This window comes from Mongoliimonas terrestris, assembly GCF_001927285.1.
Lineage (GTDB): Bacteria > Pseudomonadota > Alphaproteobacteria > Rhizobiales > Pleomorphomonadaceae > Chthonobacter > Chthonobacter terrestris.
In genome coordinates, this window is record NZ_MSIG01000010.1 from 59451 (window position 1) to 85783 (window position 26333).

The 26333-nt window shown below is 69.1% G+C and carries 19 protein-coding genes; 13 read left to right on the forward strand and 6 right to left on the reverse strand.

The genetic code is table 11. The features are described 5' to 3' along the window. The first annotated feature begins 82 nt into the window (after positions 1–82). The 8 genes from BUQ68_RS15180 to BUQ68_RS15215 all read left to right on the forward strand — a co-directional run bounded on the left by BUQ68_RS15180 (position 83) and on the right by BUQ68_RS15215 (position 10154). Positions 83–1186 carry a saccharopine dehydrogenase family protein gene (locus BUQ68_RS15180; protein ID WP_075216843.1) on the forward strand — a complete coding sequence of 368 codons (1104 nt, stop codon included), beginning with the start codon at positions 83–85 and terminating at the stop codon, positions 1184–1186. A 112-nt stretch (positions 1187–1298) separates the two neighbouring features. Beyond that, complete coding sequence (locus tag BUQ68_RS15185) at positions 1299–1778, forward strand: heme-degrading domain-containing protein (RefSeq protein ID WP_075216844.1); 480 nt, start codon at positions 1299–1301, stop codon at positions 1776–1778. A 395-nt stretch (positions 1779–2173) separates the two neighbouring features. After that, positions 2174–4078, forward strand: coding sequence for an OmpA family protein (locus BUQ68_RS15190; RefSeq protein WP_075216845.1), 1905 nt, complete (start codon positions 2174–2176; stop codon positions 4076–4078). 149 nt (positions 4079–4227) lie between these two features. Beyond that, positions 4228–5145, forward strand: coding sequence for a LysR family transcriptional regulator (locus tag BUQ68_RS15195; protein ID WP_075216846.1), 918 nt, complete (start codon positions 4228–4230; stop codon positions 5143–5145). Positions 5146–5456: 311 nt separating this feature from the next. Beyond that, on the forward strand, positions 5457–6479 hold the full coding sequence (locus tag BUQ68_RS15200) for an amino acid ABC transporter substrate-binding protein (protein WP_075216847.1): 1023 nt from the start codon (positions 5457–5459) through the stop codon (positions 6477–6479). Between the two features lie 441 nt (positions 6480–6920). Continuing rightward, complete coding sequence (locus tag BUQ68_RS15205) at positions 6921–8114, forward strand: amino acid ABC transporter permease (protein ID WP_075216848.1); 1194 nt, start codon at positions 6921–6923, stop codon at positions 8112–8114. 4 nt (positions 8115–8118) lie between these two features. Continuing rightward, complete coding sequence (locus BUQ68_RS15210) at positions 8119–9249, forward strand: amino acid ABC transporter permease (RefSeq protein WP_075216849.1); 1131 nt, start codon at positions 8119–8121, stop codon at positions 9247–9249. 107 nt (positions 9250–9356) lie between these two features. Next, complete coding sequence (locus BUQ68_RS15215; RefSeq protein WP_075216850.1) at positions 9357–10154, forward strand: amino acid ABC transporter ATP-binding protein; 798 nt, start codon at positions 9357–9359, stop codon at positions 10152–10154. Positions 10155–10319: 165 nt separating this feature from the next. Here BUQ68_RS15215 and BUQ68_RS15220 read toward each other — a convergent pair whose 3' ends face one another. Beyond that, positions 10320–11705 carry a leucyl aminopeptidase family protein gene (locus BUQ68_RS15220; RefSeq protein WP_083656607.1) on the reverse strand — a complete coding sequence of 462 codons (1386 nt, stop codon included), beginning with the start codon at positions 11703–11705 and terminating at the stop codon, positions 10320–10322. A gap of 200 nt (positions 11706–11905) precedes the next feature. Between BUQ68_RS15220 and BUQ68_RS15225 the strand changes: the two genes are divergently transcribed. The 3 genes from BUQ68_RS15225 to BUQ68_RS15235 all read left to right on the forward strand — a co-directional run bounded on the left by BUQ68_RS15225 (position 11906) and on the right by BUQ68_RS15235 (position 15712). Next, complete coding sequence (locus BUQ68_RS15225) at positions 11906–12706, forward strand: tetratricopeptide repeat protein (RefSeq protein ID WP_245293271.1); 801 nt, start codon at positions 11906–11908, stop codon at positions 12704–12706. A 118-nt stretch (positions 12707–12824) separates the two neighbouring features. Next, positions 12825–15311 (forward strand): ATP-dependent helicase HrpB, encoded by a 2487-nt coding sequence (gene hrpB / locus BUQ68_RS15230; RefSeq protein WP_075216852.1) that lies wholly within the window; start codon positions 12825–12827, stop codon positions 15309–15311. Positions 15312–15439: 128 nt separating this feature from the next. After that, on the forward strand, positions 15440–15712 hold the full coding sequence (locus tag BUQ68_RS15235; RefSeq protein ID WP_075216853.1) for a SemiSWEET family sugar transporter: 273 nt from the start codon (positions 15440–15442) through the stop codon (positions 15710–15712). A gap of 112 nt (positions 15713–15824) precedes the next feature. Here BUQ68_RS15235 and urtE read toward each other — a convergent pair whose 3' ends face one another. The 5 genes from urtE to urtA form a co-directional block, all read right to left on the reverse strand. Beyond that, positions 15825–16520, reverse strand: a complete 696-nt coding sequence (urtE, locus tag BUQ68_RS15240) for an urea ABC transporter ATP-binding subunit UrtE (protein WP_075216926.1) — start codon at positions 16518–16520, stop codon at positions 15825–15827. Positions 16521–16717: 197 nt separating this feature from the next. Continuing rightward, positions 16718–17470: an urea ABC transporter ATP-binding protein UrtD gene (gene urtD / locus BUQ68_RS15245; protein WP_075216854.1), complete on the reverse strand. Its 753-nt coding sequence runs from the start codon at positions 17468–17470 to the stop codon at positions 16718–16720. A gap of 11 nt (positions 17471–17481) precedes the next feature. After that, positions 17482–18618, reverse strand: a complete 1137-nt coding sequence (urtC, locus tag BUQ68_RS15250; RefSeq protein ID WP_075216855.1) for an urea ABC transporter permease subunit UrtC — start codon at positions 18616–18618, stop codon at positions 17482–17484. Then, complete coding sequence (gene urtB / locus BUQ68_RS15255) at positions 18615–20243, reverse strand: urea ABC transporter permease subunit UrtB (protein WP_075216856.1); 1629 nt, start codon at positions 20241–20243, stop codon at positions 18615–18617. The genes urtC and urtB overlap by 4 nt, the downstream gene beginning before the upstream one ends. A gap of 134 nt (positions 20244–20377) precedes the next feature. Then, on the reverse strand, positions 20378–21640 hold the full coding sequence (gene urtA, locus BUQ68_RS15260; protein ID WP_095407349.1) for an urea ABC transporter substrate-binding protein: 1263 nt from the start codon (positions 21638–21640) through the stop codon (positions 20378–20380). 353 nt (positions 21641–21993) lie between these two features. Between urtA and BUQ68_RS15265 the strand changes: the two genes are divergently transcribed. Together BUQ68_RS15265 and BUQ68_RS15270 are read left to right on the forward strand one after the other, a co-directional pair. Beyond that, the gene (locus BUQ68_RS15265; RefSeq protein WP_075216858.1) at positions 21994–25401 is read left to right on the forward strand and encodes an ATP-binding protein; all 3408 of its coding nucleotides are present in this window, start codon (positions 21994–21996) and stop codon (positions 25399–25401) included. Next, the gene (locus tag BUQ68_RS15270) at positions 25391–26308 is read left to right on the forward strand and encodes a response regulator transcription factor (protein ID WP_075216859.1); all 918 of its coding nucleotides are present in this window, start codon (positions 25391–25393) and stop codon (positions 26306–26308) included. Before BUQ68_RS15265 ends, BUQ68_RS15270 begins: the two co-directional genes overlap by 11 nt. The last annotated feature ends 25 nt before the right edge of the window (positions 26309–26333 follow it).

Below are 26333 nucleotides of genomic sequence, written 5' to 3' on the forward strand. Positions count from 1 at the left end.
GCGGATCGCGCCTTGCGATCGGACAGCGCCCTCCAGCACCCTCTTCGTTCAACCTCAAGGCACGACGACAAGGGAGCGACCCATGTGCAAGGACATCGTGGTCATCGGCGGCGGCAAGATCGGCTCCACCATCGCCGGCATGCTGGTCGCCAGCGGCGACTATGCGGTGACGGTGGTCGACCGCTCCCGCGACGCGCTGGAGCGCATCGACGTGCCGGGCGACGTGGAGCGCCGGGTGCTCGACATCGAGGACGGCCGCGCCCTCACCGGCCTCCTGGCCGGCCGGTTCGCGGTGCTCTCCGCCGCCCCCTGGCACTTGACGATCCGCGTCGCCGAGGCGACTCGCGCGGCGGGTGTGCACTATCTGGACCTCACCGAGGACGTCGCCACCACACGGCGGGTAAAACAGCTCGCCGCCGATGCGGACAGCGCCTTCATCCCTCAATGCGGCCTTGCGCCCGGCTTCATCTCCATCGTCGCCGCCGACCTGATCCGGCGTTTCGACGCGGTGGACAGCGTGCGCATGCGCGTCGGCGCGCTGCCGCAGTTTCCTTCCAACGCGCTCAACTACAATCTCACCTGGTCGACCGACGGGGTGATCAATGAGTACTGCGAGCCCTGCGAGGCGGTGGTGAACGGCGCGCTCAGGGAGGTGCAGCCGCTGGAGGAGCGGGAGGAATTCTCCCTCGACGGCGTCGCCTACGAGGCCTTCAACACCTCCGGCGGGCTCGGCACCCTGGCGGAGACGCTGGCCGGCCAGGTGCGGACGCTCAACTACAAGACCATCCGCTATCCGGGCCATGCGGCCATCATGAAGGCGCTGCTCAACGACCTCCGCCTCCGCGACCGCCGGGACGTGCTGAAGGACATCCTGGAACAGGCGGTGCCGACCACCCTGCAGGACGTGGTGATCGTCTTCGTCACTGTCAGCGGCACCCGCGAGGGCCGGCTGGTGCAGGACACCTTCGCCCAAAAGGTCTATGCCCGGCCGGTGAACGGCATCCTGCACTCGGCCATCCAGGTGACCACCGCCGCCGGCATCTGTGGCGTGCTCGACCTTCTGGCCGAGGGCGCTCTGCCGGCGCGGGGGCTGGTGCGACAAGAGGCGGTGCCGCTTTCGGCCTTCCTCGGCAACCGGTTCGGCGCCCTCTACGGGTCGGACGCCGGGCTCGCCCACGCGGCCTGACAAAAAGAGGCTCCACGGGGCGAAAGGCGTTCGCGCGACGGGGCCGGTTGGCCTGTCCATGCGAACGCGGCTAGGATCGGGCGATCGAGCCTCAAGCGCCGGAGCGCCGCCCATGTCCCTCGACGCCCTCCTTGCCGACCTCCTCGACCAGGAACGCCGGCTGGTCTTCCGCCGCTTCGACAATGACACGGCGATCGCGCTCGGCCTTGCCATCGTGGAGGAGGCGCGCCGGCGCGCGCTCGCCGTGACCGTGAACGTGACCCGCTCGGGCCAGCAGATCTTCCACATGGCTCTGCCCGGCACCACGGCGGACAACGACCACTGGGTCGCCCGCAAGACCGCCGTGGTGATGCGGTTCGGGCATTCGTCCTACTACATGGGCCGGAAGGCGGTGCAGAAGGGCATACCCTTCCACGAGGCCTATCTGGTGGATCCGCTGGCCTATGCGGCGCACGGCGGCTGCTTTCCGGTGACCGTGGCGGGCACGGGGCTCGTCGGCACGGTGACGGTGTCCGGCCTACCGCAAGAGGAGGACCACGCGCTGGTGGTTGCCGTGATGGAGCGCTTCCTCGCCGACCAACCGGACGGCTGAAGCGCGAGAAGCGGAACAGCGATCGCGCGGGAATGAGAGCGGGCCGGGGTCGTTCTTCTTCGAGCGCGGCGCGTGGCGATGGCTGGAGCGGCCGTCCGGCCAGCCGGCCAGGAAGGCAAGCACTGGCGAACACGTCGCGTGTGCGCCACGATTTCGATTCTGTGTGCCATCATTGTTTGGCGCCGTTCATCGAGTATTCACCTTCGCCATACTTCGCAACCAATCGGCCTCGTCTCGACCAGATCTGCCATGATGTGAGCTGGAGAGCGCCTTCAGGCGCGCTCAATTGAAGAACATCGTCCAGGGCCCTTGATCCCACTGAAGAGATCGCGGAACCAACCAGGCGCATCCCGGTTCTTTCCGCACCTCTGCCGTTTCCGGGAAGGCCAAGACCCATGGACAAGAAGAAATCCCACCTCCTCGCGGGCGTGTTCGTCCCCGTGATGCTGCTGGCCGCTGCGCCGGCGCTCGCGGCGCCAGAGGCTCTCCTTCTCGCCCAGGCCGAGGAGCCGCCGCCCTTGCCGCCGGTCGAAGCGCCGCCAGGCGACCCGTCCGAACAGATGGAGCGCCAGCCGGAGGCGGAAGCGCCGCCGCCTCCGGCCGTTGAAGCGCCGCCGCCGGAGCCGGAGGCCCCGCCGCCGGAAGCGCCGCCGCCGGAAGCGCCGGCCGAAGCCGCGCCGGAGCCCGCACCGCCGGCCCCGGAAGCCGAAACGCCACCGCCCCCGGAAGCCGAAGCGCCGCCCGAGCCCGCCGCCCCGCCCGAGCCGGAGCCGCCCGCTGCCGAAGCGCCGCCGGAGGATCCGGAGGGCCAGCAGCGCCGCTCGTCCGAACCCGAACCTGAGCCCGCGCCCGAAGCACCCGCCCCGGAGGCACCGGCCGAGGCCGCGCCTTCTCAGGCGGAGGAGCCCGCCGCCGCACCGGAAGCGCCGGCCGAAACGGCGCCTGCCCCCGATGTGCCCGATCCGGCCGCGACCGAGGCTCCGCGCGCGGCGGAGGAGCCCGTCGCCGACGCCGACCGCGCCGAGGAGGACCGGTCCCCGGAGGCCGCCCGTGAACGGCGCGACGACGTGCGCGAGGAACTGCGCCGCCGGCAGCAGGAGGGCGACACCGCCGATCGGCCCGCCGATGCACCCGCCGCCGATGCGCCCGCAGCCGATGTGCCGGCCGCCGCGACGGCGCCCGACGCCGCGTCCGAGCCGGAGGCCGCCGGCGCGGCGGACGGCCGCCGCGATCGCCTTCGGGCCCTGGAGGATCGCCGGGAGCGGCGCGAGGAGGCGCTCGACAGCGACCTCGACGCGGCGGAACGCGATGCCCGCCGGGCCGAGCGGCTGCGCGACCGCGAAGAGCGGCTCGCCGACCGCGAGGAGCGCTTGCGGCTCTTCGAGGATCGCCAGGACGAGCGGCTCAGCGACATCCGCCGGGAACGCCGGGAGATCCGCGACGAGGACGGCCGTGTGGTGATCGTGGAGCCGGGTGGCCGCCGCATCATCCGCGACGAAGGCCGGACGATCATCCGCTACAACGAGATCGACCGGCTCGGCTTCGGCGCCGACGACGTGACAACGGAAGACCGGGACGGCGGCACCGTCACCACCATCGTGCGGCCCGGCGGTGTCCGGGTGATCACCGTGACGGACGCCGAGGGCCGCGTGCTCCGGCGAACCCGCCGGACCCGCGACGGCGACGACTACGTGCTCTTCGACAACACCCGCTCCTCCGGCCGGGGTCGCGACGCCGACGACTACTATGTGGTGGACGTGGAGCCGCCGGTGTGGGACGTGCCGGAGGACCAGTATATCGTCGAGGCGGACGAGGCCTCGCCGGAGGCCATCTACGAGGCCTTCGCGGCCGCACCGGTGGATCGGCCGCAGCAGCGCTACAGCCTCGACCAGGTGGTGAACACGCCGGCGCTGCGCGAGCGCGTCCGCCGGGTGGACATCGACACGATCACCTTCGACACCGGCTCGTCGCGGGTGAACGAGGACCAGATCGGCGCGCTGGAGACCATCGCGGACGCCATCCTCTCCGTGCTGGAGAAGAACCCGAACGAGGTCTTTCTCATCGAGGGCCACACGGACGCGGTCGGCGGCGATCTCGACAACCTGTCCCTCTCCGATCGACGGGCCGAGGAGGTGGCGGCGCTTCTGACGGAATACTACGACGTTCCGGCGGAAAACCTCACCACCAAGGGCTACGGCGAGCAGTATCTGAAGGTGAACACCGAGGGCGCGGAGCGGGACAACCGGCGCGTGACCATGCGCCGGATCACCGATCTCCTGGAGACCAGCCAGGCCCGCTAGGCCGCGGCGCTCAGTCCGGCAGGGAAACGGGCCGCTTCCCGAACGGGGAAGCGGCCCGTCGCCGTTCGGCGCGGGACTCGACAAGTTGTCGCGGCCGCTTCACAAAGAGCGCCTGCAAGGGGCGGCGACAGGCGCCCGGGAGGCCGGTCTTGGAAATCAAGTGGCTGGAGGACTTCGTGAGCCTCGCCAACACGCGCAGCTTTTCCAAGTCGGCGGTGGAGCGGCACGTGACCCAGTCCGCTTTCAGCCGGCGGATCCAGCAGCTGGAGCAGTGGCTGGGCGTGCCTCTCGTCGATCGCTCCACCTATCCAACCACCCTCACGGCGGAAGGCCGCCGGTTTCGCGAGACGGCCGAGGAGGTGCTGCGCCTTCTCTATGTGGAGCGCTCGCAGCTCCGGTCCGGGCGGCTGCCGACCCAGAACACGGTGACGCTCTCCACCATCCACACCCTGTCGATCAGTTTCTTCCCGACCTGGCTGAAGACCGTGGAGGAGGGCTTCGGCCCGATCAACGCCCGGCTCATCACCGACAATTTCCACGACAGCGTCCGGGTGTTCGCCGAAGGGGACTGCGACTTCCTGCTGACCTACGTCCATCCAAGGGTGCCGGTGCTCCTCGATCCCGAGCGCTATCCCTACCTGGAGCTTGGCACCGACCGCCTGATCCCGGTGTCCGCCCCGCGCGAGGATGGCCGTCCCTGTTACATCCTGCCTGGAACGCCGGAGCGGCCGGTGCCGACGCTGAACTATCTGCCCGAGACGTTTCTCGGCAAGCTCACCGGCATCCTGGTGGCGGAACGGGGCGAGACCTTGCACCTCGCCAGCCTCTACGAGAACGCCATGGCGGAGGCGCTGAAGATGATGGCCATCACCGGCCGCGGCCTCGCCTGGCTGCCGGAGAACAGCGTCGGCCAGGAGATCGCCTCGGGATCCCTCGTCGTCGTGGACCCGACCATCTCGGTGGAGATGGGCATCCGCATCTATCGGTCCATGGACAAGGTGCGGCCGACGGTGGAGCGCCTCTGGCGCTTCCTGAAAGACCGCGCCGCCGTCGCCGCGGTGGCCTGACCGCCCCACGCATCTTGCCGCCGATCAGCCCGCTTCGAGCCGCCGCAATGACGGCGACGGCGTGTTCGGATGTGCACTATTTTTCGGCAACCTGCTTTTCACACGGGGGCAGGCGACGTCGCGAACCGGCTGAATCGGCCCATATGCCGAGAAAAACAGCGTGATTGTTCCTTCGGCGGATGGTTATCCAGTTTCGGAATGAGCGATCCAAATTTCGGGCATTGGATGTGAGGAAAACCTCGTATTATCTTTTCCCAGCCCGCAGAGGCAGCAACAAACAGAAATTGCCATACGGCAGGGGGTTATAGTCGATGCTTGATCGGTCTTGGAAGTCCGTGGCGCTTGGTGCGGCGTTCGTGATGGGTTCGGCCGTGGCCGGCTCCGCGGCTACGCTCGACACCGTCAAGAGCAAGGGTTTCGTCCAGTGCGGCGCCAGCACCGGCCTTGCCGGTTTCTCCGAGCCGGATGATGCCGGCAACTGGAAGGGTCTGGACGCGGACTACTGCCGCGCCATCGCGGCCGCCGTGTTCGGCGACGCCACCAAGGTGAAGTACACCCCGCTCACCGCCAAGGAGCGCTTCACCGCGCTGCAGTCCGGCGAAGTGGACGTGCTGATCCGCAACACCACCTGGACCATGTCCCGCGACACGTCGATGGGCATGATCTTCGCCGGTGTGAACTACTACGACGGCCAGGGCTTCATCGTGAAGAAGTCGGTGGGCGTCAGCTCGGCCAAGGAGCTGAACGGCGCCACGGCCTGCGTGCAGACCGGCACCACCACCGAGCTCAACCTCTCGGACTACTTCAAGACCAACGGCATGGAATACCAGCCGGTGGTGGTGGAGAAGGACGACGAGGCGATCGCCGCCTACGAGGCGGGCCGTTGCGACGTCTACACCACGGACGCCTCGGGTCTCTACGCGTCGCGCCTGAAGTTCGCCAACCCGGACGATCACGTGGTTCTGCCGGAGATCATCTCCAAGGAGCCGCTCGGCCCGGTGGTGCGCCAGGGTGACGAACAGTGGCTCAACATCGTCAAGTGGACGCACAACGCCATGCTGGCCGCCGAGGAACTCGGCGTGACCCAGGCGAACGTCGACGAGATGAAGGCGACCGAGAACCCGGACATCAAGCGTCTGCTCGGCGCGGATGGCACGTTCGGCGAGTCGCTCGGCCTCTCCAACGACTGGGCCTACAACATCGTCAAGCAGGTCGGAAACTACGGTGAGGTCTTCGACCGCAACGTGGGCACCGGCTCGCCGCTGAACATCGAGCGCGGCCTCAACGCCCTGTGGACCGACGGCGGTCTGCAGTACGCCCCGCCGATCCGCTGATCGACGACTGGCGGCCCGGGGCGTGAAGCTCCGGGCCGCCTTTCACCGATCCGACGGACGCTGCCACGGGCGATGCCATTCCCTTGCGGACACCGCGATCGATCGCGGTTGGTGTCCTTGCAAGATGAGGGGCTGGAGCGGTCGTTCCGGCACAGCGTGTGGCGTCCGCCCATTCGGATCTTGATCCTGCACCCTCGTCGAAGCCATCGCGTCCCGCGACTTGGCGCCGCCGAGGAGGTGGCCTCGATCGATCGGTCGCGTCATGCCGAACGCGCACCATCGCGGGTTCCGCCGAGGTTTTTGGATCGATGATAGCGTGACGACGCGCGGACCGCCGCCCACCCGGGTCGTCGGACCGTCTTCCGTCGCTTCAGACTTGTTCCGGCCGGCATCCCGCGGCCCGAATTCGCCGTCCTGCCCTCTCCATCGCGAGCGCATCCGATGACAGCCAGCACGAGCGCGACGCCCGGTTCGGCGAAACCTCGCCACAATCTTCTCTACGACCCGAAGGTACGCGGGATCCTGTTCCAGGTCGCGCTGATCCTGGGCCTGATCTTCCTGTTCTGGGAGATCGCCCACAACGTCGCCATCAACCTCGCCCGGCTCAACGTCGCCTCCGGCTTCGGCTTTCTGGAGAGCCGGGCCGGCTTCGACATGGCGCAGACGCTGATCCCCTACACCAACGACAGCACCTATGGCCGGGCCATCCTGACGGGCTTCCTGAACACGCTTCTGGTGGCCGTGGTCGGCATCGTGCTCGCCACCATCGTGGGCTTCCTGGTCGGGATCGCGCAGCTTTCGCCCAACTGGCTGCTGCGGCAGGTGACCCGGGTCTACATCGAGCTGTTCCGGAACGTGCCGCTGCTCGTGTCGCTGCTGTTCTGGTACAAGGGCGTGCTCGCGGTGCTGCCGGCCCCGCGCCAGGGCTACGAGCTCGGGTTCGGCATGATCCTCTCCAACCGCGGCCTGTCGGTGCCGCGCGGCATCGCCGGCGACCTCTTCTGGCTGACGCCTCTCGCCTTCGCCCTCGGGGCGGCGGCGCTGGTCGGGATCGCCCGCTGGAACCGGCAGCGCCAGCTGGCAACGGGCCAACGCATCGGCATGCTGCTGCCGTCGCTCGGCCTGCTGCTCGGCCTGCCGCTCGTGGTCTTTCTCCTCACCGGCGCGCCGCTCAGCTTCGAATATCCCGAGCTGAAGGGCTTCAACTTCGCCGGCGGCACCACGATCATCCCGGAACTGCTGGCGCTGGAGCTTGGTCTCGTCATCTACACCTCGGCCTTCATCGCCGAGACGGTGCGCGCCGGCATCCAGGCGATCAGCAAAGGCCAGTCCGAGGCGGCCTTTGCCCTCGGCCTTCGTCCCGGCGTCACCACGCGGCTGGTGATCGTGCCGCAGGCCATGCGAGTGATCATCCCGCCGCTGACCAGCCAGTACCTGAACCTCACCAAGAACTCCTCGCTGGCGCTCGCCATCGGCTACCCGGACCTCGTCGCGGTCGCCGGCACGGTGCTCAACCAGAGCGGACAGGCGCTCGAAGTGATCGGCATCGTGATGCTGACCTACCTGACGCTCAGCCTGCTGACGTCCGCCTTCATGAACTGGTTCAACGCGCGCGTCGCGCTGGTGGAGCGCTGAAGACATGTCCGACATCGGCACTTCCTACGTCCGCCAGCAGATGGCGCCACCGGCGCCGGCTCCTTCCAGCGCCGTCGGGGCGACGGCCTGGCTCCGCCAGAACCTCTTCTCTTCGCCGCTCAACACGGCCCTCACCCTCGTGTCGGCGCTCTTCATCGCCTGGGTGGTGCCGCCGCTCCTCTCCTTCCTGGTGTTCGACGCGGTCTGGACCGGTGAGAACCGGGAGGCCTGCATCGTGCCGGAGGCCGGCGCCTGCTGGGCCTTCGTGAAGGCGAAGTTCAGCCAGTTCATGTACGGCCGCTATCCCATCGAAGAACGCTGGCGGGTGGACCTGACGGGCATCCTGCTCGTGGCCGGGCTGGTGCCGCTGGCCATCCCGCAGGTGCCCTACAAGCGCCAGAACGCCATTTTCACCCTGGCGGTCTTCCCGGTGCTCGCCTTCATCCTGCTCTACGGCGGCGTGTTCGGCCTGCCGACTGTGGAGACCTCGCTCTGGGGCGGCCTGATGCTGACGCTGGTGATCGCCATCGTGGGCATCGCCACCTCCCTGCCCCTCGGCGTGCTCCTCGCCCTCGGGCGGCGATCGCAACTGCCGATCATCAAGACCGTGTCGGTGGTCTTCATCGAGTTCTGGCGCGGCGTGCCGCTGATCACCGTGCTCTTCATGGCGAGCGTGATGCTGCCGCTCTTCCTGCCGGCCGGCGTCAACTTCGACAAGCTGCTCCGGGCGCTGATCGGCGTGTCGCTCTTCTCGTCCGCCTACATGGCCGAGGTGGTGCGCGGCGGCCTGCAGGCCATCCCCAAGGGCCAGTACGAAGCCGCCATGGCGGTGGGCCTCGGCTACTGGCAATCGATGCGGCTGGTGATCCTGCCGCAGGCGCTGAAGATCGTGATCCCGGGCATCGTCAACACGCTGATCGGCCTCTTCAAGGACACGTCGCTGGTGCTAATCATCGGCCTCTTCGACCTTCTGGCGATCGTGCAGTCCAACTTCACCGACACCAACTGGGCCGGGCCGACCACCCCGATCACGGGCTACATCTTCGCCGCCTCGGTGTTCTGGATCTTCTGCTACGGCATGTCCATGTACTCCCGCTACATGGAGCGCCGGCTCGACACCGGGCACCGCAAATGACCGACGCGGTCGCCGCATCGCGGCGCCCGGGACCCGCCTTTGCATGAACTGCGCCCCGATGGGGCGATCGGCCCCGAAGGGCGGCCGCTGACCGGAAGAGGACCGTCATGAGCGAGAACACCGCCCGCGTGGAGGATATTGCGATCGACCGCTCGAAGCTGCAGATCGGCAACGAGGTCGCCGTCGAGCTCATCGGCGTGAACAAGTGGTACGGCGAGTTCCACGTGCTCCGCGACATCAACCTGAAGGTCCGGCGCGGCGAGCGCATCGTGGTCTGCGGTCCGTCCGGCTCTGGCAAGTCCACCATGATCCGCTGCATCAACCGGCTGGAGGAACACCAGAAGGGCCAGATCATCGTCGACGGCACCGAGCTCACCAACGATCTGAAGAAGATCGACGAGGTGCGGCGTGAGGTCGGCATGGTGTTCCAGCACTTCAACCTCTTCCCGCACCTGACCATCCTGGAGAACTGCACCCTCGCCCCCATGTGGGTGCGCAAGCTGCCGAAGAAGCAGGCCGACGAGATCGCCATGGAGTATCTCGCCAAGGTGCGGATCCCCGAGCAGGCGAACAAGTATCCCGGCCAGCTCTCCGGTGGCCAGCAGCAGCGTGTGGCGATCGCCCGCTCCCTCTGCATGAACCCCAAGATCATGCTGTTCGACGAGCCGACATCGGCGCTCGACCCGGAAATGGTCAAGGAGGTGCTGGACGTGATGATTTCGCTCGCCGAGAGCGGGATGACCATGCTCTGCGTCACCCACGAGATGGGCTTCGCCCGCCAGGTGGCCAACCGGGTGATCTTCATGGACCAGGGCCAGATCGTCGAGCAGAACGATCCGGACACCTTCTTCACCAACCCGCAGCACGAGCGGACCCAGCTCTTCCTGAGCCAGATTCTGCACTGACCCCCGGATCGAGACGTTCGGACGGGTCCGAACGTCTCGAAGAGGCGGATCCGCCCGGCCGCGCCGAACCAACGGCCGGTGCGCCCGGACGAAGCGCGGATACCGAAGCGCCGCTGCTTTCATCGGCCGATGCACGCGCCCGTCGAGACCCGACCGCCGCGCAGCTCAGCCGTAACGGTGCTGCATCACCGCGTAGAGGGCGCGGATCACCTGGGCCTCCCCACCGTCGGGCTTGCCGGGCTTGGCGCTCGGCGTCCAGCCGAAGATGTCCGCGTGCATCCAGGTGCGCGCCGCCTGCACGAACCGCCCCAGGAACAAGGCGGCCGTGATGGAGCCTGCGAAACCGCCCGTCGCCACATTGTTGAGATCCGCCACCTTGGAGGCGAGCAGGCTGTCGTAGGCGGGCCAGAGGGGCATGCGCCAGAGCGGGTCGTGCACCGCCCGGCCCGCCTCCGCGAGGGCAGCGGCGAAGTCGTCGTCCCGCGTGTAGACCGGCGGAAGGTCCGGGCCGAGCGCCACCCGTGCCGCACCGGTGAGTGTCGCCATGTCGACCAGGAGATCCGGCGCCTCCTCGTCGGCGAGCGCCAGGGCGTCGGCGAGAATGAGCCGGCCTTCCGCGTCCGTGTTGCCGATCTCCACCGTCAGCCCCTTGCGGCTGCGATAGACGTCGCCCGGACGGAAGGCGCGGCCTGAGATGGCATTCTCCACGATCGGCACGATCACCCGCAGCCGGACGCGCAGGCCCGCCTCCATGACCATTTGGGCAAGGCCGAGCACGTTGGCGGCGCCGCCCATGTCCTTCTTCATCAAGAGCATCCCGGTGTCGGACTTGATGTCGAGGCCGCCAGTGTCGAACACCACGCCCTTGCCGACCAGCGTGACCTTCGGATCGCGCTCGTCGCCCCAGGTCACGTCCAGAAGCCGCGGCGCGCGCTCGCTGCCGGCGCCGACCGCATGGATCAGGGGGAAGTTCGCGTCCAGGAGATCGTCGCCAACGATCTCGGTCACCGCCGCCCCGTGCCGATCCGCCACGGCGCGGATCGCCGCAGCCAGATCCGCCGGTCCGAGGTCGTTGGCCGGGGTGTTGATGAGGTCGCGCACCATGTGCACCGCCCGGGCGATCCGGTCGACCTGACGGATGTCGACGGTGGAGGGCACCACCAGCCGCGGCACGGCCTCGCGCGGCTTGACGTATCGCTCGAACCGGTAGCCGCCGAGGGCGAAGGCCGTGACAGCGGCGGCAAGATCGCCCTCGAAGGTGGCGAGTCGGTAAAGGCCGGGCGGCAGGACGGTGGCGAGCTTGCCCGGCAGGAAGGGCGACCGGGCCGGATCGTCCGCCTTGCCGAGGCCGAACAGCACGGCACCCGGGGCACCGCTCGCCTCCGGCACGATCAGGTGGCTTCCCGCCGCGGCCTTGAACCCGTTGGCGGCGACCCAGCGACCGGCCCCCTCCCCCAGCGCCTCCACCGTCTCGGAGAGGCCATCCTCGGTCAGGACGTGGACCGGAATGGCGGGCTCGGTGGTATCGGCAGCGACCAAGGTGGCAAGCAAGGCGGAGATCCTCGAATTGTGAGCGCCGGCGGCGCGGGTCGGCCGGATGATGGCCCGCCGCGGCCTTCCCGGGCAAGCGGGCTTGCCTTGCAAGAGGTGCCAAGCGACATGCGCGGCAGACCAAGGTGGGCGGCGGTTAACCAGTCGTTAGGGTTAACGCTTTACTGATTTGCCCGAGACAGCCGATGCCGGAAAGATCGATGCGCCACGCTCCTGCCCGCCGCTCCCTCGCCCTCCTCGGGATTCTTTTGCCGCTGACGCTGGCGGTCGCCGGATGCCAGAGCGGATCCGCCGTCGGCAGCCACGGCGGCGTCACGGTCACCGGGTCGACGAACCTCACCGACCAGCAGATCGCCACGGCAACGCAGACCTGGGGCGCCCGCTACGACAAGGACCCCAAGGACCGGGTGGCGATCCTCAACTTCGCCGCCGCCCTCCGGCTGAACGGCCAGGCCGACCAGGCCGTGGCGGTGATGCGCAAGGGCGTGCTCGCCCATCCGAAGGACCAGGAGATCGCCGCGGCCTACGGCAAGGCGCTGGCGGCGAACGGCGAGTTCGAAAACGCCCTCCGGGTGATTCGCAACGCCCAATCCGCCGAACGGCCGGACTGGAAGCTGCTCTCCGCCGAAGGTGCCATCCTCGACCAGATGGGCCAGACGGCCGACGCGCGGGCGCTTTACGAAAAGGCCCGCCTGATCGCCCCGGACGAGCCGAGCATCCTCAACAACCTCGCCCTCAGCCATCTCCTCTCCGGCGACCTTCCGCCGGCCGAGCAGTTGCTGCGCCAGGCGTCGGCCTCGCCGAAGGCGAACAGCCGGATCCGTCAGAACCTCGCACTGGTGATCGGCCTGCAGGGTCGCTTCCAGGAGGCCGAGCAGGTGGCCTCGGCCGAGCTCGACCCGGCGCAGGCGGCCGCCAATGTCGCCTATCTGAAGGGCATGATGGCCCAGGCGAACACCTGGAGCGACATCAAGGCGGCCGACAAGAAGAAGACCTCCTGATCGGTCTGCCGTCGGGCGCCGCGCCCGGCGCAGCCTTTCCGGCCGTCGCGGCCGTGCCTTCGGCCAGCAACGCTGCGGCGGTGCTTGATCCGCCGCGCCCGGCTTGCGACAAGGCGCCATGCCGCCGCCGCTCGCGCCCCTTCCCATCGACGCCGCTCTTCCGGACCTCCTGAGGACGCTGACCGCGACGCCGCGCGCCGTCCTGGTGGCGCCGCCCGGCGCCGGCAAGACGACCCGCGTGCCGCTGGCGCTCCTCGGCGAGCCCTGGCGCGGCGACGGGCGGGTGCTGCTGGTGGAACCGCGCCGCATCGCCGCCCGCTCGGCCGCCGCCCGCATGGCCGAGACCCTCGGCGAGGCAGTCGGCGCAACGGTCGGCTACCGGGTGCGCCTCGACAGCCGCATTTCGGCCCGCACCCGGGTGGAGGTGATCACCGAGGGCGTGTTCACCCGCATGATCGTGGACGATCCCACCCTCGACGGGGTGGCGGCCGTGCTCTTCGACGAATTCCACGAGCGCAGCCTCGACGGCGACCTCGGCCTCGCCCTGGCTCTCGACAGCGCCGACGCCCTTCGGGACGACCTTCGGATCCTCGTCATGTCGGCCACCCTCGACGGAGCCCGTGTGGCGGGCCTCCTCGGCGACGCGCCGGTGGTGACGAGCGAGGGCCGCGCGTTTCCGGTCGCAACGCGCCACGTGCCCCGCGACCCGGCCGAGCGCTTCGAGGACCAGGTGGCGGCGCTCGTCCTCCGGGCGCTCGGCGAAGACGCCGGGTCGGCCCTCGTCTTCCTGCCCGGCCAGGGCGAGATCCAGCGGGTGGCCGAGCGGCTGAAGCCGCGCCTGCCGGACGGCGTCGAGCTTGCGCCGCTCTACGGCGCGCTCCCGCCGGCCGAGCAGGACCGGGCGATCCGGCCGGCCACCGAGGGCCGCCGCAAGGTGGTGCTCGCCACCTCCATCGCCGAGACGTCGCTCACCATCGAGGGCGTTCGCATCGTGGTCGACGGCGGGCTCGCGCGGGTGCCGCGCTACGAGCCGGGCACCGGGCTGACCCGGCTGGAGACGGTGCGCGTCTCCCGCGCGGCGGCCGACCAGCGCCGCGGCCGCGCCGGACGTATGGAGCCCGGTGTCTGCTGGCGGCTCTGGGGCGAGGGGCAGACGGCGGCGCTGGAGCCGTTCGACCGGCCGGAAATCCTGGAGGCGGACCTCTCCTCCCTCGTCCTCGACCTCGCCGCCTGGGGCGTCGACGATCCAGGCCGGCTCGCCTTCCTGGATCCGCCGCCGCGCCCGGCATTCGACGAGGCGGTCAAGCTTCTACAGGGCCTCGACGCCCTCGACGCGGACCTTCGGCCGACCGCCGCCGGCCGCGCGCTCGCCCGCCTGCCCCTGCACCCGCGCCTCGCCCACATGGTGATCGCGGCGGCCGCGGAGGGCGAGGCCCTGCTTGCCGCCGACATCGCGGCCGTCCTCACCGAGCGCGGCCTCGGCGGCGACGCCACCGACCTTGCCGAGCGGCTGCGGCGCTTCCGAACAGACCGGGGATCCCGGGCGGAGGACGCCCGGCGGCTGGCCGCCCGTTGGGTGGCGGCCGCAAGCGGCGGCGGCCCACGCGCTGGCCGCGACCAGCGGGGCGGACGGGTGGAGGACGCCGGCCGGCATCTCGCCCGCGCCTACCCGGATCGCGTCGCCCAGGCGCGCGGCGCGCGGGGCGGCTTTCGCCTCGCCAACGGCCGCGGCGGCACCCTGGAGGAGCACGACGCGCTCGCCCGCGAGGCCTTCCTGGTGGTGGCGGACCTGACCGGCCCCGCCGACAAGGCGCGGATCCGCCTGGCGGCCGCGATCGACCGGGCGGACGTGGAGGCGCTCTTCGCCGGTCGGATCAGGGACGGCGTGGTCGTCGCCTGGGACCGGACCGCGCGGGCGGTGCGGGCCCGGCGGGTGCGCCGGGTGGAGGCGCTGGTGCTCGCGGAGGAGCCGGCGAGCGTGCCGGCGTCCCTGGAAACCGCCGTCGCCCTTGCCGGCGGCATTGCCGAGACAGGCGTCGATCGTCTGCCCTGGTCCAAGGACCAGAAGGCGCTTCGTGGCCGGGCGAGCTTTCTTCATGAGACGGTGGGCGAGCCCTGGCCCGACCTCTCCGACGCGGCGCTGAGAGGGGCGCTGCCCGACTGGCTGGCGCCCCACCTCGTCGGCCTCACCCGCTTCGACGAGGTGGACGCGGCCGTTCTCGGGGTGGCGCTCGACGGACTCCTGCCCTACGCCCTCCGCCAGGAGATGGACCGGCTGCTGCCGAGCCACTTCGAGGCGCCGACCGGCAGCCGGGTGCCCATCGACTATGGCGCGGAAGGCGGGCCGGCCATCACCATCCGGGTGCAGGAGCTATTCGGCCTCGACCGGCATCCGAGCGTCGCCGGCGGGCGCGTGCCGCTTGCCGTGGTGCTCACCTCGCCCGCCCACCGGCCGATCCAGACCACCAAGGACCTGCCGGGCTTCTGGCGGGGCTCGTGGCGGGAGGTGGCGAAAGACCTCAAGGGCCGCTACCCGCGCCACCCCTGGCCGGACGACGCCCTCGCGGCTCCGGCAACGACGCGCGCGAAGCCGCGCGGGCCGTGACGGGTTCCACGCTACGGCACGACCTGGGGTGAAAGCCGGCCGACGCGGACCCCTTTCCGCAACAAATTGACAAAATAAGCAAAGTCTTCGCTATTACTGCGATATTCGCTGCCGCAAGGGAAGATTTGATGGACGGCGCATTCTCCACTTGGCTCGTTGAGGCGATCGGTGCGCTCGCAGCAATTCTCGGGACGATATGCTGGCTTCCGCAAGCGATCCGAACCGTTCGCACGCGCGATACCAGGGGTCTTTCGCTTGCGAGCAACCTGTTGCTGCTGACGACCGTGACGCTCTGGTTTCTCTACGGGGTAGCCATCGGCGCATGGCCGCTGGTTGCCGCCAACATCGTCTCGATGGTCCTGATCGGCGCGATCGTCGCCATGAAACTGCGACACGGGTGAATGCCCCATCCCCGGCGGCGGCTGGACAGCGGGAGGTTGTGTCGAGCCGACCATCCAATCCGGGACCTGAGAAGCTCAGGCGCCCCGACAGGTCGAGATTTGGCGGTCCGGATCACACCGTGATCTTCGCCCGCACGGCCTCCTCGTCCATGGTCTCGCGGGTGCCGGACATGATCACCTCGCCGCGGTCCATCACCACGAAGCGGTCGGCGAGATCCTTGGCGAAGTCGAAATACTGCTCCACCAGCACGATGGCCATGGTGCCCTGGTCGCGCAGGTAGGTGATGGCGCGGCCGATGTCCTTGATGATGGAGGGCTGGATGCCCTCCGTCGGCTCGTCGAGCACCAGGAGGCGCGGCCGTGTGACCAGCGCCCGGCCGATGGCGAGTTGCTGCTGCTGGCCGCCGGAGAGGTCGCCGCCTCGGCGCTTCAGCATGTCCTTCAACACGGGGAAGAGCTCGAACACCGTGTCCGGCACGAACCGGTCCTTGCGGGCGATCGGCGCGTAGCCGGTCTCCAGGTTCTCCTTCACGGTGAGAAGCGGGAAGACGTCGCGGCCCTGGGGCACGATGGCAATGCCCTTGCGGGCGCGATCGTGCGGGGTGAGCCGGGAGACGTCCGCCCCTTCCCAGACGATCTTCCCGCCGGAGATGCCCTGCAGGCCCACGATGGCCCGCATCAGCGACGTCTTGCCGACGCCGTTGCGGCCCATCACGCAGGTGACCTTGCCGGGCTCGGCGACCAGCGACACGCCGCGGAGCGCCTGGGCGGCGCCATAGTGCAGGTTGACGGCTTCCACGTTCAGCATGGCCTTGACCTCGTTCAGACGGCGGTTCTCGCGCTGCGGCGGCGGCGCGGCGGCACCCCCCACCCTGCCCTCCCCCTCAAGGGGGGAGGGTTCTCGTGTCCTGACGGCATGGAGCCCTTGACAAAGACCCCTCATTTTCAAGGTCTGGCACCCCCTCCCCCCCTTGAGGGGGAGGGTAGGGTGGGGGAAGAACCCCCTCAACGGCCTAGATAGACTTCCACCACCTTCGGATTGCTCGACACCGCGTCGAGCGATCCTTCCGCCAGCACGGTGCCCTCGTGCAGCACCGTGACCTTCACCCCGAGATCGCGCACGAACGTCATGTCGTGCTCCACCACCACGACCGACTGGGTCTTGGCGATCTCCCGGAGGAGAATGGCCGTTTCGGCGGTTTCGGCGTCCGTCATGCCGGCGGCGGGCTCGTCGACGAGCAGGAGGCGCGGTTCCTGGGCGAGCAGCATGCCGATCTCCAGCCACTGCTTCTGGCCGTGGCTGAGCCGGGCGGCGAGCATCTTGCGCTTGTCGGTGAGGCGGGTGGTGGCGAGGAGTTCGTCCACTCGCGCCGCCTCCGCCCTGGTTGTCTGGTGGAAGAGGGTCGCGAAGGCGCCACGCTTGGCCTTGAGGGCGAGGACGATGTTGTCCTCCACCGTGTGGCTCTCGAACACCGTCGGCTTCTGGAACTTGCGTCCGATGCCGAGGTTGGCGATCTTCGCCTCGTCCAGCCGGGTGAGGTCGGTGGAGCCCTCGAAGAGCACGTCGCCCGTGTCCGGCTTGGTCTTGCCGGTGATGATGTCCATCATGGTGGTCTTGCCGGCGCCGTTCGGGCCGATGATGGCCCGCATCTCGCCCGGCGCCAGCACCAGGGACAGGTTGTTGATCGCCTTGAACCCGTCGAACGCCTTGTTGACGCCGTCGAGGTAGAGGAGCGTGCCTTCGGCCTTGTCCGTCATGGTTCGGCTCCTTACTCGGCGGGTTCGGGGGCGAGCGACGCCGGGGCGGCCGGACGGCGGCGGTTCGCCCAAAAGGCCTGGACAGTTCCGACGATGCCCTTCGGCAGGAAGAGCGTGACCACGATGAAGAGAGCGCCGAGGGCGAACAGCCAGAACTCGGGCAGCACGCCGGTGAACCAGGTCTTGCCGAAGTTGACCGTGATGGCGCCGACGATGGGTCCGACCAGGGTGCCGCGGCCGCCGACGGCGACCCAGATCACAGCCTCGATGGAGTTGGCCGGCGCGAACTCCGACGGGTTGATGATGCCGACCTGCGGCACGTAGAGCGCCCCGGCGACGCCGGCCATCATGGCCGACAGGGTCCAGACGAAGAGCTTGTAGTTCTCCACCCGGTAGCCGAGAAAGCGGGTGCGGCTCTCCGCGTCGCGCACGCCGACCAGCACCTTGCCGAGCTTGGAGCGCGTGATGGCCGAGGCGATGAAGAAGAAGAGCGCCAGGAAGAGCACCGTGAGGGCGAAGAGCGTCGCCCGGGTGGTGTCCGCCTGCACGTTGTAGCCGAGGATGTCCTTGAAGTCGGTCAGGCCGTTGTTGCCGCCGAAGCCCATGTCGTTGCGGAAGAAGGCGAGCAACAGGGCGTAGGTCAGCGCCTGGGTGATGATGGAGAGGTAGACGCCGGTGACACGGGAGCGGAAGGCGAACCAGCCGAACACGAAGGCGATCGCGCCGGGCACCAGCACCACCATCAGGGCGGCGAACCAGAACATGTCGAAGCCGTACCAGAACCACGGCAGTTCCTTCCAGTTCAGGAACACCATGAAGTCCGGCAGGATCGGGTCGGCGTAGACGCCGCGGGTGCCGATCTGGCGCATCAGGTACATGCCCATGGCATAGCCGCCAAGGGCGAAGAAGGCGCTGTGGCCGAGCGAGAGGATGCCGCAATAGCCCCACACCAGGTCCACCGCCAAGGCGAGCAGCGCGTAGGCGAAATACTTGCCCATCAGGGTGACCAGATAGGTCGGCACGTGCAGCGGATGGTCCGGCGGCAGCATCAGGTTGGCCGCCGGCACCAGGAGCGCGATGGCGATCAGGATGGCGACGACGATCCGTGCCCGTGTGTCGAAGCCGTTGAGGAGGAAGCCAGTGATCATGCCTCGATCGCCCTTCCCTTGAGCGCGAACAGGCCGCGCGGACGCTTCTGGATGAAGAGGATGATGAAGACGAGGAGCAGGATCTTGCCGAGCACCGCGCCGGCGTAGGGCTCCATCAGCTTGTTGGCGATGCCGAGCGTCATGGCGCCGACCAGCGTGCCCCAGAGATTGCCCACCCCGCCGAACACCACGACCATGAAGCTGTCGATGATGTAGCCCTGGCCGAGGTTGGGAGAGACGTTGCCGATCTGGCTGAGGGCGACGCCGGCGATGCCGGCGATGCCGGAGCCTAGGCCGAAGGTGAAGGCGTCGACCCAGGGGGTGCGGATACCCATGGCGCTCGCCATCGAACGGTTCTGGGTCACCGCGCGGGTCTGCAGGCCGAAGGTCGTCCGCTTCAGCACCAGCATCAGCCCGGCGAACACGACGAGCGAGAACACGATGATCCAGAGCCGCGACCAGGTGATGGAGAGTTCGCCCACCATGAACGAGCCGGACATCCAGGAGGGATTGCCCACCTCCCGGTTCTGGGCGCCGAAGATGGTGCGCACCGCCTGTTGCAGGATGAGGGAGACGCCCCAGGTGGCGAGCAGCGTCTCCAGCGGCCGGCCGTAGAGCCAGCGGATCACGGAGCGCTCGATGAGGACGCCGATGCCGCCGGAGACCAGGAAGGCGAGCGGCAGGGCGATCAGCAGTGAATAGTCGAAGAGGCCGGGCGCGGAGGTGCGGATGATCTCCTGCACCACGAAGGTGGTGTAAGCGCCGATCATCACCATCTCGCCATGGGCCATGTTGATGACCCCCATCACACCGAAGGTGATGGCAAGGCCGATGGCGGCGAGGAGGAGGACGGAGCCGAGCGATATGCCGTAGCTGATGTTCTGGGCGGCATCCCAGAGGAGCAGGCCGCTCTCGATCGAGGTGGCCGCCTTGCGGGCCGCTTCGCCGACCGGACCTTCCAGACCGGTGTAGGAGGTCAGCATGGCGAGCGCGTCGCGGGTGCCGAGGTCGCCGATGGTCTCGACGGCGGCGAGCTTGTCGGCCTCGGGCAGGTCGGAGGCCATCACGGCCGTCGCTCGGGCGGCGATCATGACGCCCTTCACGCCCTCGTCAGGCTCGGCCGCGATGGCGGCGTCGAGGGCCGGGATAGCGCTGGCATCCTTGGATTTCATCACGGCCTCGGCCGCGGACCGGCGTACCGCCGGATCGTCGCTGCGCAGCGTCAGCGTGCCAATGGCGGCGGCGACGGTGCGGCGCAGGCGGTTGTTGACGCGGATCTTCTCCACCGCTGCCTTCGGCACCATGCCGAGGTCGGCGCCGGTGACCGGATCGGTCAGCTTCAGCTCACGGCCGGCGGCCTCCGTGAGCACCACCACCCGGTCGGCCTTGCGCACGAAAAGGTCGCCGGAGCCGAGCTTGTCCAGGATGGACGAGACCCGGTCGTCGCCGGTCGCCACCAGGGCGCCGATGGCCGCTTCCACCTCGTCGAACCCCCCCTCCGCCAGCTGGTTGACCAGCCTGCTGAGATCCGGATCCGCAATCGCCGTCGCGGCGGCCGCGGTCGGGGCGAGGGCCGCCGACAGCATCAGCCACAGGGCGGTGACCAGAACCGTGAGTGCGCGCATCTCGGCTTCCCCGCTCCCAGAAGTCCGCCGGCCGCGACGCGCGGACGGGCATTCGCCGGGTGGGTCGCCCCACCCGGTCGGTGATGATGCAAACGGCCCGCCAACCGGCGGGCCGCGAACGCTTCAGGAGACGATCAGCCGCCGCACTTGCCGGTGACGACGTTGAAGTTGCCGCAGGAGAGCGGCTTGCGCCAATCGGCGATCAGGTCCTTGGAGCCTTCCAGGTAGTCCGACCACTCGTCGCCGACCACGAGACCAGCGGTCTGCGATACGATCTCGAACTGGCCGTCGGCCTGGATCTCGCCGATCAGGACCGGCTTGGTGATGTGGTGGTTCGGCATCATGGCCGAGTAGCCGCCCGAGAGGTTCGGCACCGAGACGCCGATCAGGCTGTCGATCACCATGTCCGGCTCGACCGAGCCGGCCGCCTCGACCGCCTTCACCCACATGTTGAAGCCGATGTAGTGGGCTTCCATCGGGTCGTTGGTCACGCGCTTGTCGTTCTTCGTGTAGGCCTGCCAGCCTTCGATGAAGGTGGCGTTCACCTCGGCGTCGACCGACTGGAAGTAGTTCCACGCGGCCAGGTGCCCAACCAGCGGGGCGGTGTCGAGACCGGCCAGCTCTTCCTCGCCGACCGAGAAGGCGACGACCGGGATGTCCTCGGCCTTGATGCCCTGGTTGCCGAGCTCCTTGTAGAAGGGCACGTTGGCGTCGCCGTTGATGGTCGACACCACGGCGGTCTTCTTGCCGGCCGAGCCGAACTTCTTGATGTCGGCGACGATGGTCTGCCAGTCGGAATGACCGAACGGCGTGTAGTTGATCATGATGTCTTCCGGAGCCACGCCCTTGGCGAGCAGGTAGGCTTCCAGGATCTTGTTGGTCGTGCGCGGGTAGACGTAGTCGGTGCCGGCCAGCACCCAACGCTCCACGCCTTCCTCGGCGGCGAGATAGTCGACGGCCGGGATCGCCTGCTGGTTCGGGGCGGCGCCGGTGTAGAACACGTTGCGCTCGGACTCCTCGCCCTCGTACTGGACGGGATAGAAGAGGATGGAGTTCAGCTCCTTGAACACCGGCAGCACGGACTTGCGGCTGACCGAGGTCCAGCAGCCGAACACGACCGAGACCTTCTCCTTCTCGATCAGCTCGCGGGCCTTCTCGGCGAACAGCGGCCAGTCGGAGGCCGGGTCGACCACGACCGCCTCAAGCTTCTTGCCGAGGACGCCGCCCTTCTTGTTCTGCTCGTCGATGAGATAGAGGACGGTGTCCTTCAGGGTGGTCTCGGAGATGGCCATCGTGCCGGACAGGGAGTGCAGCACACCCACCTTGATGGTGTCTTCCTGGGCGGCGGCGCCGGAAAGGCCGGTGGCCGACAGGAGCGAGAAGGCAAGCGCGCCCATCAGGCTCCTGGTCGCGCGGGTCTGGCCCGCGGTCGAACGCTCGGTCGTCATGGTATCCCCCTGTTCATTGCTGGTCGAAGCGAAGCCATCGGGCGGCTGACCGCTTTCTCGGGGGACTTTGGACAGTCGGACCGCCGCGGGGTATACGTCGATTGACGCAATTCGCGACGCGGCGAGAATGCGTGCAGTTGCACTTTTTTTGGTCAGAAATTGCCCGATTGGAGGCTGACCGTCCCGGCGGGCGGCGGTTGCGCGCCTCTTGCATGGGACGCGGCGCGGTGCTGGCCGGACCGCCGCGGACACGCGATCGACGATGGGCTGCCGCGGGTCCGGGGCGGCGAGATGGGAGCGGCATGACGGGGCGGCAGCGCATCATTCCGGTGAGACGGCAGTACAACCAGTGGGTCGCGAACGAGACCCTGGAGGACTATGCCCTTCGCTTCACCGCCAAGCGGGCGCGCCGCTGGTCCGCCACCCGGGTGGCGCAGACCGCCATCGGGGCGATCTCCTTCCTGGCGCTGGAGGCGATCGGCGGCGCCATCACGCTTTCCTACGGCTTTACCAACGCCGTCGCCGCCATCCTGATCGTCGGCGCCATCATCTTCGCCACCGGGCTGCCGATCAGCCTCTACGCGGCCCGCTACGGGGTCGACATCGATCTGCTCACCCGCGGCGGCGGCTTCGGCTACATCGGCTCCACCGCCACCTCGCTGGTCTACGCCACCTTCACCTTCATCCTCTTCGCCATCGAGGCGGCTATCATGGCGACGGCGCTGGAGCTCTGCTTCGGCGTGCCGCTCTGGCTCGGCTACATCCTCAGCTCCGTCGCCGTCATCCCGCTGGTGACCCACGGCGTTGCCTGGATCAGCCGCTTCCAGCTCGCCACCCAGCCGCTCTGGATCGTCCTGAACCTGCTGCCGCTGCCCTTCATTCTCCTCGCAGACTGGAGCACGGTGGAGCGCTGGACCGGCTTTGCCGGCCTGGCGCCGCCGGCCGGCACCAACGACGGGTTCGATCTCCTCCGGTTCGGCGGCGCCGCGTCCGTGATCCTGGCGCTCCTGCCGCAAATTGGCGAGCAGGTGGACATCCTGCGCTTCATGCCGGCGAAAACCCGGGAGAACCGCGCCGGCTGGATCGTGTCGCTCCTTGCCGCCGGGCCGGGCTGGATCGTCCTCGGCATCCCGAAGCTCCTGTTCGGGTCCTTCCTGGCGGTGGTGGTGCTGGAGGCCGGCGTCGGGTCCGAGCACGCGGCCGAGCCCGCCTACATGTACAAGGTGGCGTTCGACTACGTCTTCCCGACCGAGTGGATGGTGCTCGCCGCGACGGCCCTCCTGGTGGTGGTCTCGCAGCTGAAGATCAATGTGATGAACGCCTATGCGGGCTCGCTCGCCTGGTCGAACTTCTTCTCGCGCCTCACCCACAGCCATCCGGGCCGGGTGGTGTGGCTGATGTTCAACGTGGTGATCGCTCTTCTCCTGATGGAGCTCGGCATCTACCGGGCGCTGGAACAGACCCTCGGCCTCTTCGCCATCGTGGCGGTCGCCTGGCTCGGCGCGCTCGTGGCGGACCTCGGCATCAACAAGCCGCTCGGCCTGTCGCCGCCCGGCATCGAGTTCAAGCGCGCCCACTTGCACGACGTGAACCCGGTCGGCGTCGGCGCCATGGGGCTTGCCATCGCGGCGGCGCTCGCCGCCCTCTCCGGCGTCTTCGGGCCCGAGGCCCAGGCGCTCGCGCCCTTCGTCGCGCTTGCGGTGTCGCTCGTCGCGGCGCCGCTGATCGCGGTCGCCACCGGCGGCCGGTTCGCCCTCGCCCGCAAGCCGCGCCGGGCCTGGGCCGGCAAGGGCCAGATCGAGTGCCGGGTCTGCGAGAACCCGTTCGAGCCGGAGGACATGGCCTTCTGCCCCGCCTACTCGGCGCCGATCTGCTCGCTCTGCTGCTCGCTCGACGCCCGCTGCCACGACCTCTGCAAGCCGAAGGCGCGCTTCCAGACCCAGGTGATCGGCGCGCTCAAGCGGGTGCTGCCGCGCCGCGCCGGCGAGCGGCTGAACCCCAGCCTCGTCCAGTACGGCGGCGGACTGCTCCTCTCGGCCGCGGTCATCAGCCTGGTGCTCGGCCTTATCCACGCCCAGGTGCCGCAGACGGACCCGGCCCACACGGCCACCATCGAGCGGGCGCTCTGGGGCGCCTTCTTCGTGCTCCTCATCGTCGCCGGCATCGTCACCTGGTTCTTCGTGCTCGCTCAGGAGAGCCGGCGCGTCGCCCAGGAGGAGAGCGCCCGCCAGACCGCCCTCCTCCTTCAGGAGATCGAGGCGCACCGGCGCACGGACGCGGCGCTGCAGCGCGCCAAGGAGGTGGCCGAGGCGGCCAACCTCGCCAAGAGCCGCTACGTGGTCGGCCTCAGCCACGAACTCCGCACGCCGCTGAACGCGGTGCTCGGCTACGCCCAGCTGATGGAGCGCGACCCGACCCTGCCGGACGCGCCGCGCGGCAGCGTCGGCATCATCCGCAAGAGCGCCGAGCACCTGTCGCGGCTGATCGAGGGCCTCCTCGACATCTCCCGCATCGAGGCTGGCCGGATGCAGATCCAGCAGACGGAGGTGCGCCTCGCCGACCTGATCGACCCGCTGGTGGACATGTTCCGCATGCAGGCGCGGGAAAAGGGCCTGGAGTTCCGCTACATCCGGCCGGAGACCCTGCCAGCCGTGGTCCGCGCCGACGAGAAGCGCCTCCGCCAGGTGCTGATCAATCTTCTCTCCAACGCCATCAAGTTCACCGAGAGCGGCCACGTCACCTTGCGGCTCGCCTACCGCAGCCAGATCGCCACCCTGTCCGTGGAGGACAGCGGCATCGGCATCCCGCCGGACGACCTGGCGCGGGTCTACGAGCCGTTCGAGCGGGGCTCGGAGGCCCGCGCCCAGGCGACGCCGGGCCTGGGGCTCGGGCTCACCATCACCAAGATGCTGGTGGAGCTGATGGGCGGCGACATCAACGCCGAGAGCGGCCCGGCGGGAAGCGTCTTCCGGGTGCGCCTGATGCTGGCGACCGTGCATGCGCCGCGCGCCCTGCCGCCGACCGCCGCCCGGGTGGTGGGCTATACGGGCGACCGGCGGACCGTCGTGGTGGCGGACGACGACGCCACGCACAGAGGCCTCGTGCGCGACATCCTGGTGCCGCTCGGCTTCGCGGTCCTTGAAGCCGCGGACGGTCCGTCCTGCCTCACGCTCGTGGAGGCGGTGCGGCCGGATCTCTTCCTGCTCGACGTCTCCATGCCCGGCATGAACGGCTTCGCGCTCGCCCACGCGCTCCGCGCCGCGGGCCATGACGCGCCCATTCTGATGCTCTCGGCGAACCTTGCCGACGCGCCGCCGGGGGAGGTCGGCGCCCCGCACGACGGCACCATGACGAAGCCGTTCAGCCTGTCCGCCCTCCTGGAGCGGATCGGCGCCCTGACCGGCCTCACCTGGATCGAGGGACCGGACGGCGCGGCCGGCCCGGTCGCCGGCCTCCGTCCCATGACGACAGCGGCCGCCACGACGCCGGCGGAAGGCACGCCGGCCACCATCTCGCCGGGTGCGGCGCACGTGCGCGAACTGGTCCAGCTCGGGCGCATCGGCTATGTGCGCGGCATCGAGGCCAAGCTCGCCGAACTGGAGGCCGACGAGTCGGCCCGGCCGCTGGTGGAGGACCTTCGCGACTACGTGCGCCGGTTCGATTTCCGCGGCTACCTCAAGCGGCTGGAGGCGCTCGACGATGCCCCCTGACCCGGTGCGGCGGCGCGACACCATCCTGGTGGTGGACGACAGCCCGCAGACCCTCCGGCTCCTCACCGACGCCCTCGACGCGACGGGCGCCATGGTGCTCGTCGCCCTCGGCGGCGAGGAGGCGCTGGAGCTCGTCCGCCAGATCACGCCGGACGTCATCCTGATGGACGCCGTGATGCCGGGGATCGACGGCTTCGAGACCTGCCGCCGGCTGAAGGCTGGGCCGCTCGCCCATGTGCCGGTGATCTTCATGACCGGCCTTAGCGAGACCGAGCACATCATCGCGGGCCTGGAGGCCGGCGGGGTGGACTATGTGACGAAGCCGCTGGTGCTCGACACCCTGATGGCGCGGATCCGGGTGCATCTCGCCAACGCCCGCGCCGCCCAGAGCGCCCGCGCCGCCCTCGACACCGCCGGCCGCCACCTGCTGGCGACCGACGGCGAGGGGCGGATCCGCTGGTCGACGCCCCAGGCGGCGCACCTGCTCGGGGTGGTGGCGCCGGACGCGGCGGAACGCACCATCCTGCCGCCGACGGCGATCGCCTGGCTGAAGAACATCGATACGCGGCCGGACGAAGCGGGCTTCGAAATCGCCGCGCCGGGCGGGCCCAGCCTCACCCTTTCCTTCGTCGGCCGGGTCGGCGGGGACGAGTATCTGTTCCGCCTGATCGGCGAGGACGGCGACGCGCGGATCCTGCTTCTCAAGGAACGGTTCCAGATGACCAACCGGGAGGCTGAGGTGCTGCACTGGATCGCCCACGGCAAGTCCAACCGCGACATCGCCGACATCCTCGGGCTCAGCCCGCGCACGGTGAACAAGCACCTGGAGCAGGTCTACGCCAAGCTCGGCGTGGAGAACCGCTCCTCCGCCGCCGTGTTGGCACTCCGCGCGCTGGGGGAGACGTGACCATGTCGACCGCCACGGACGCGAG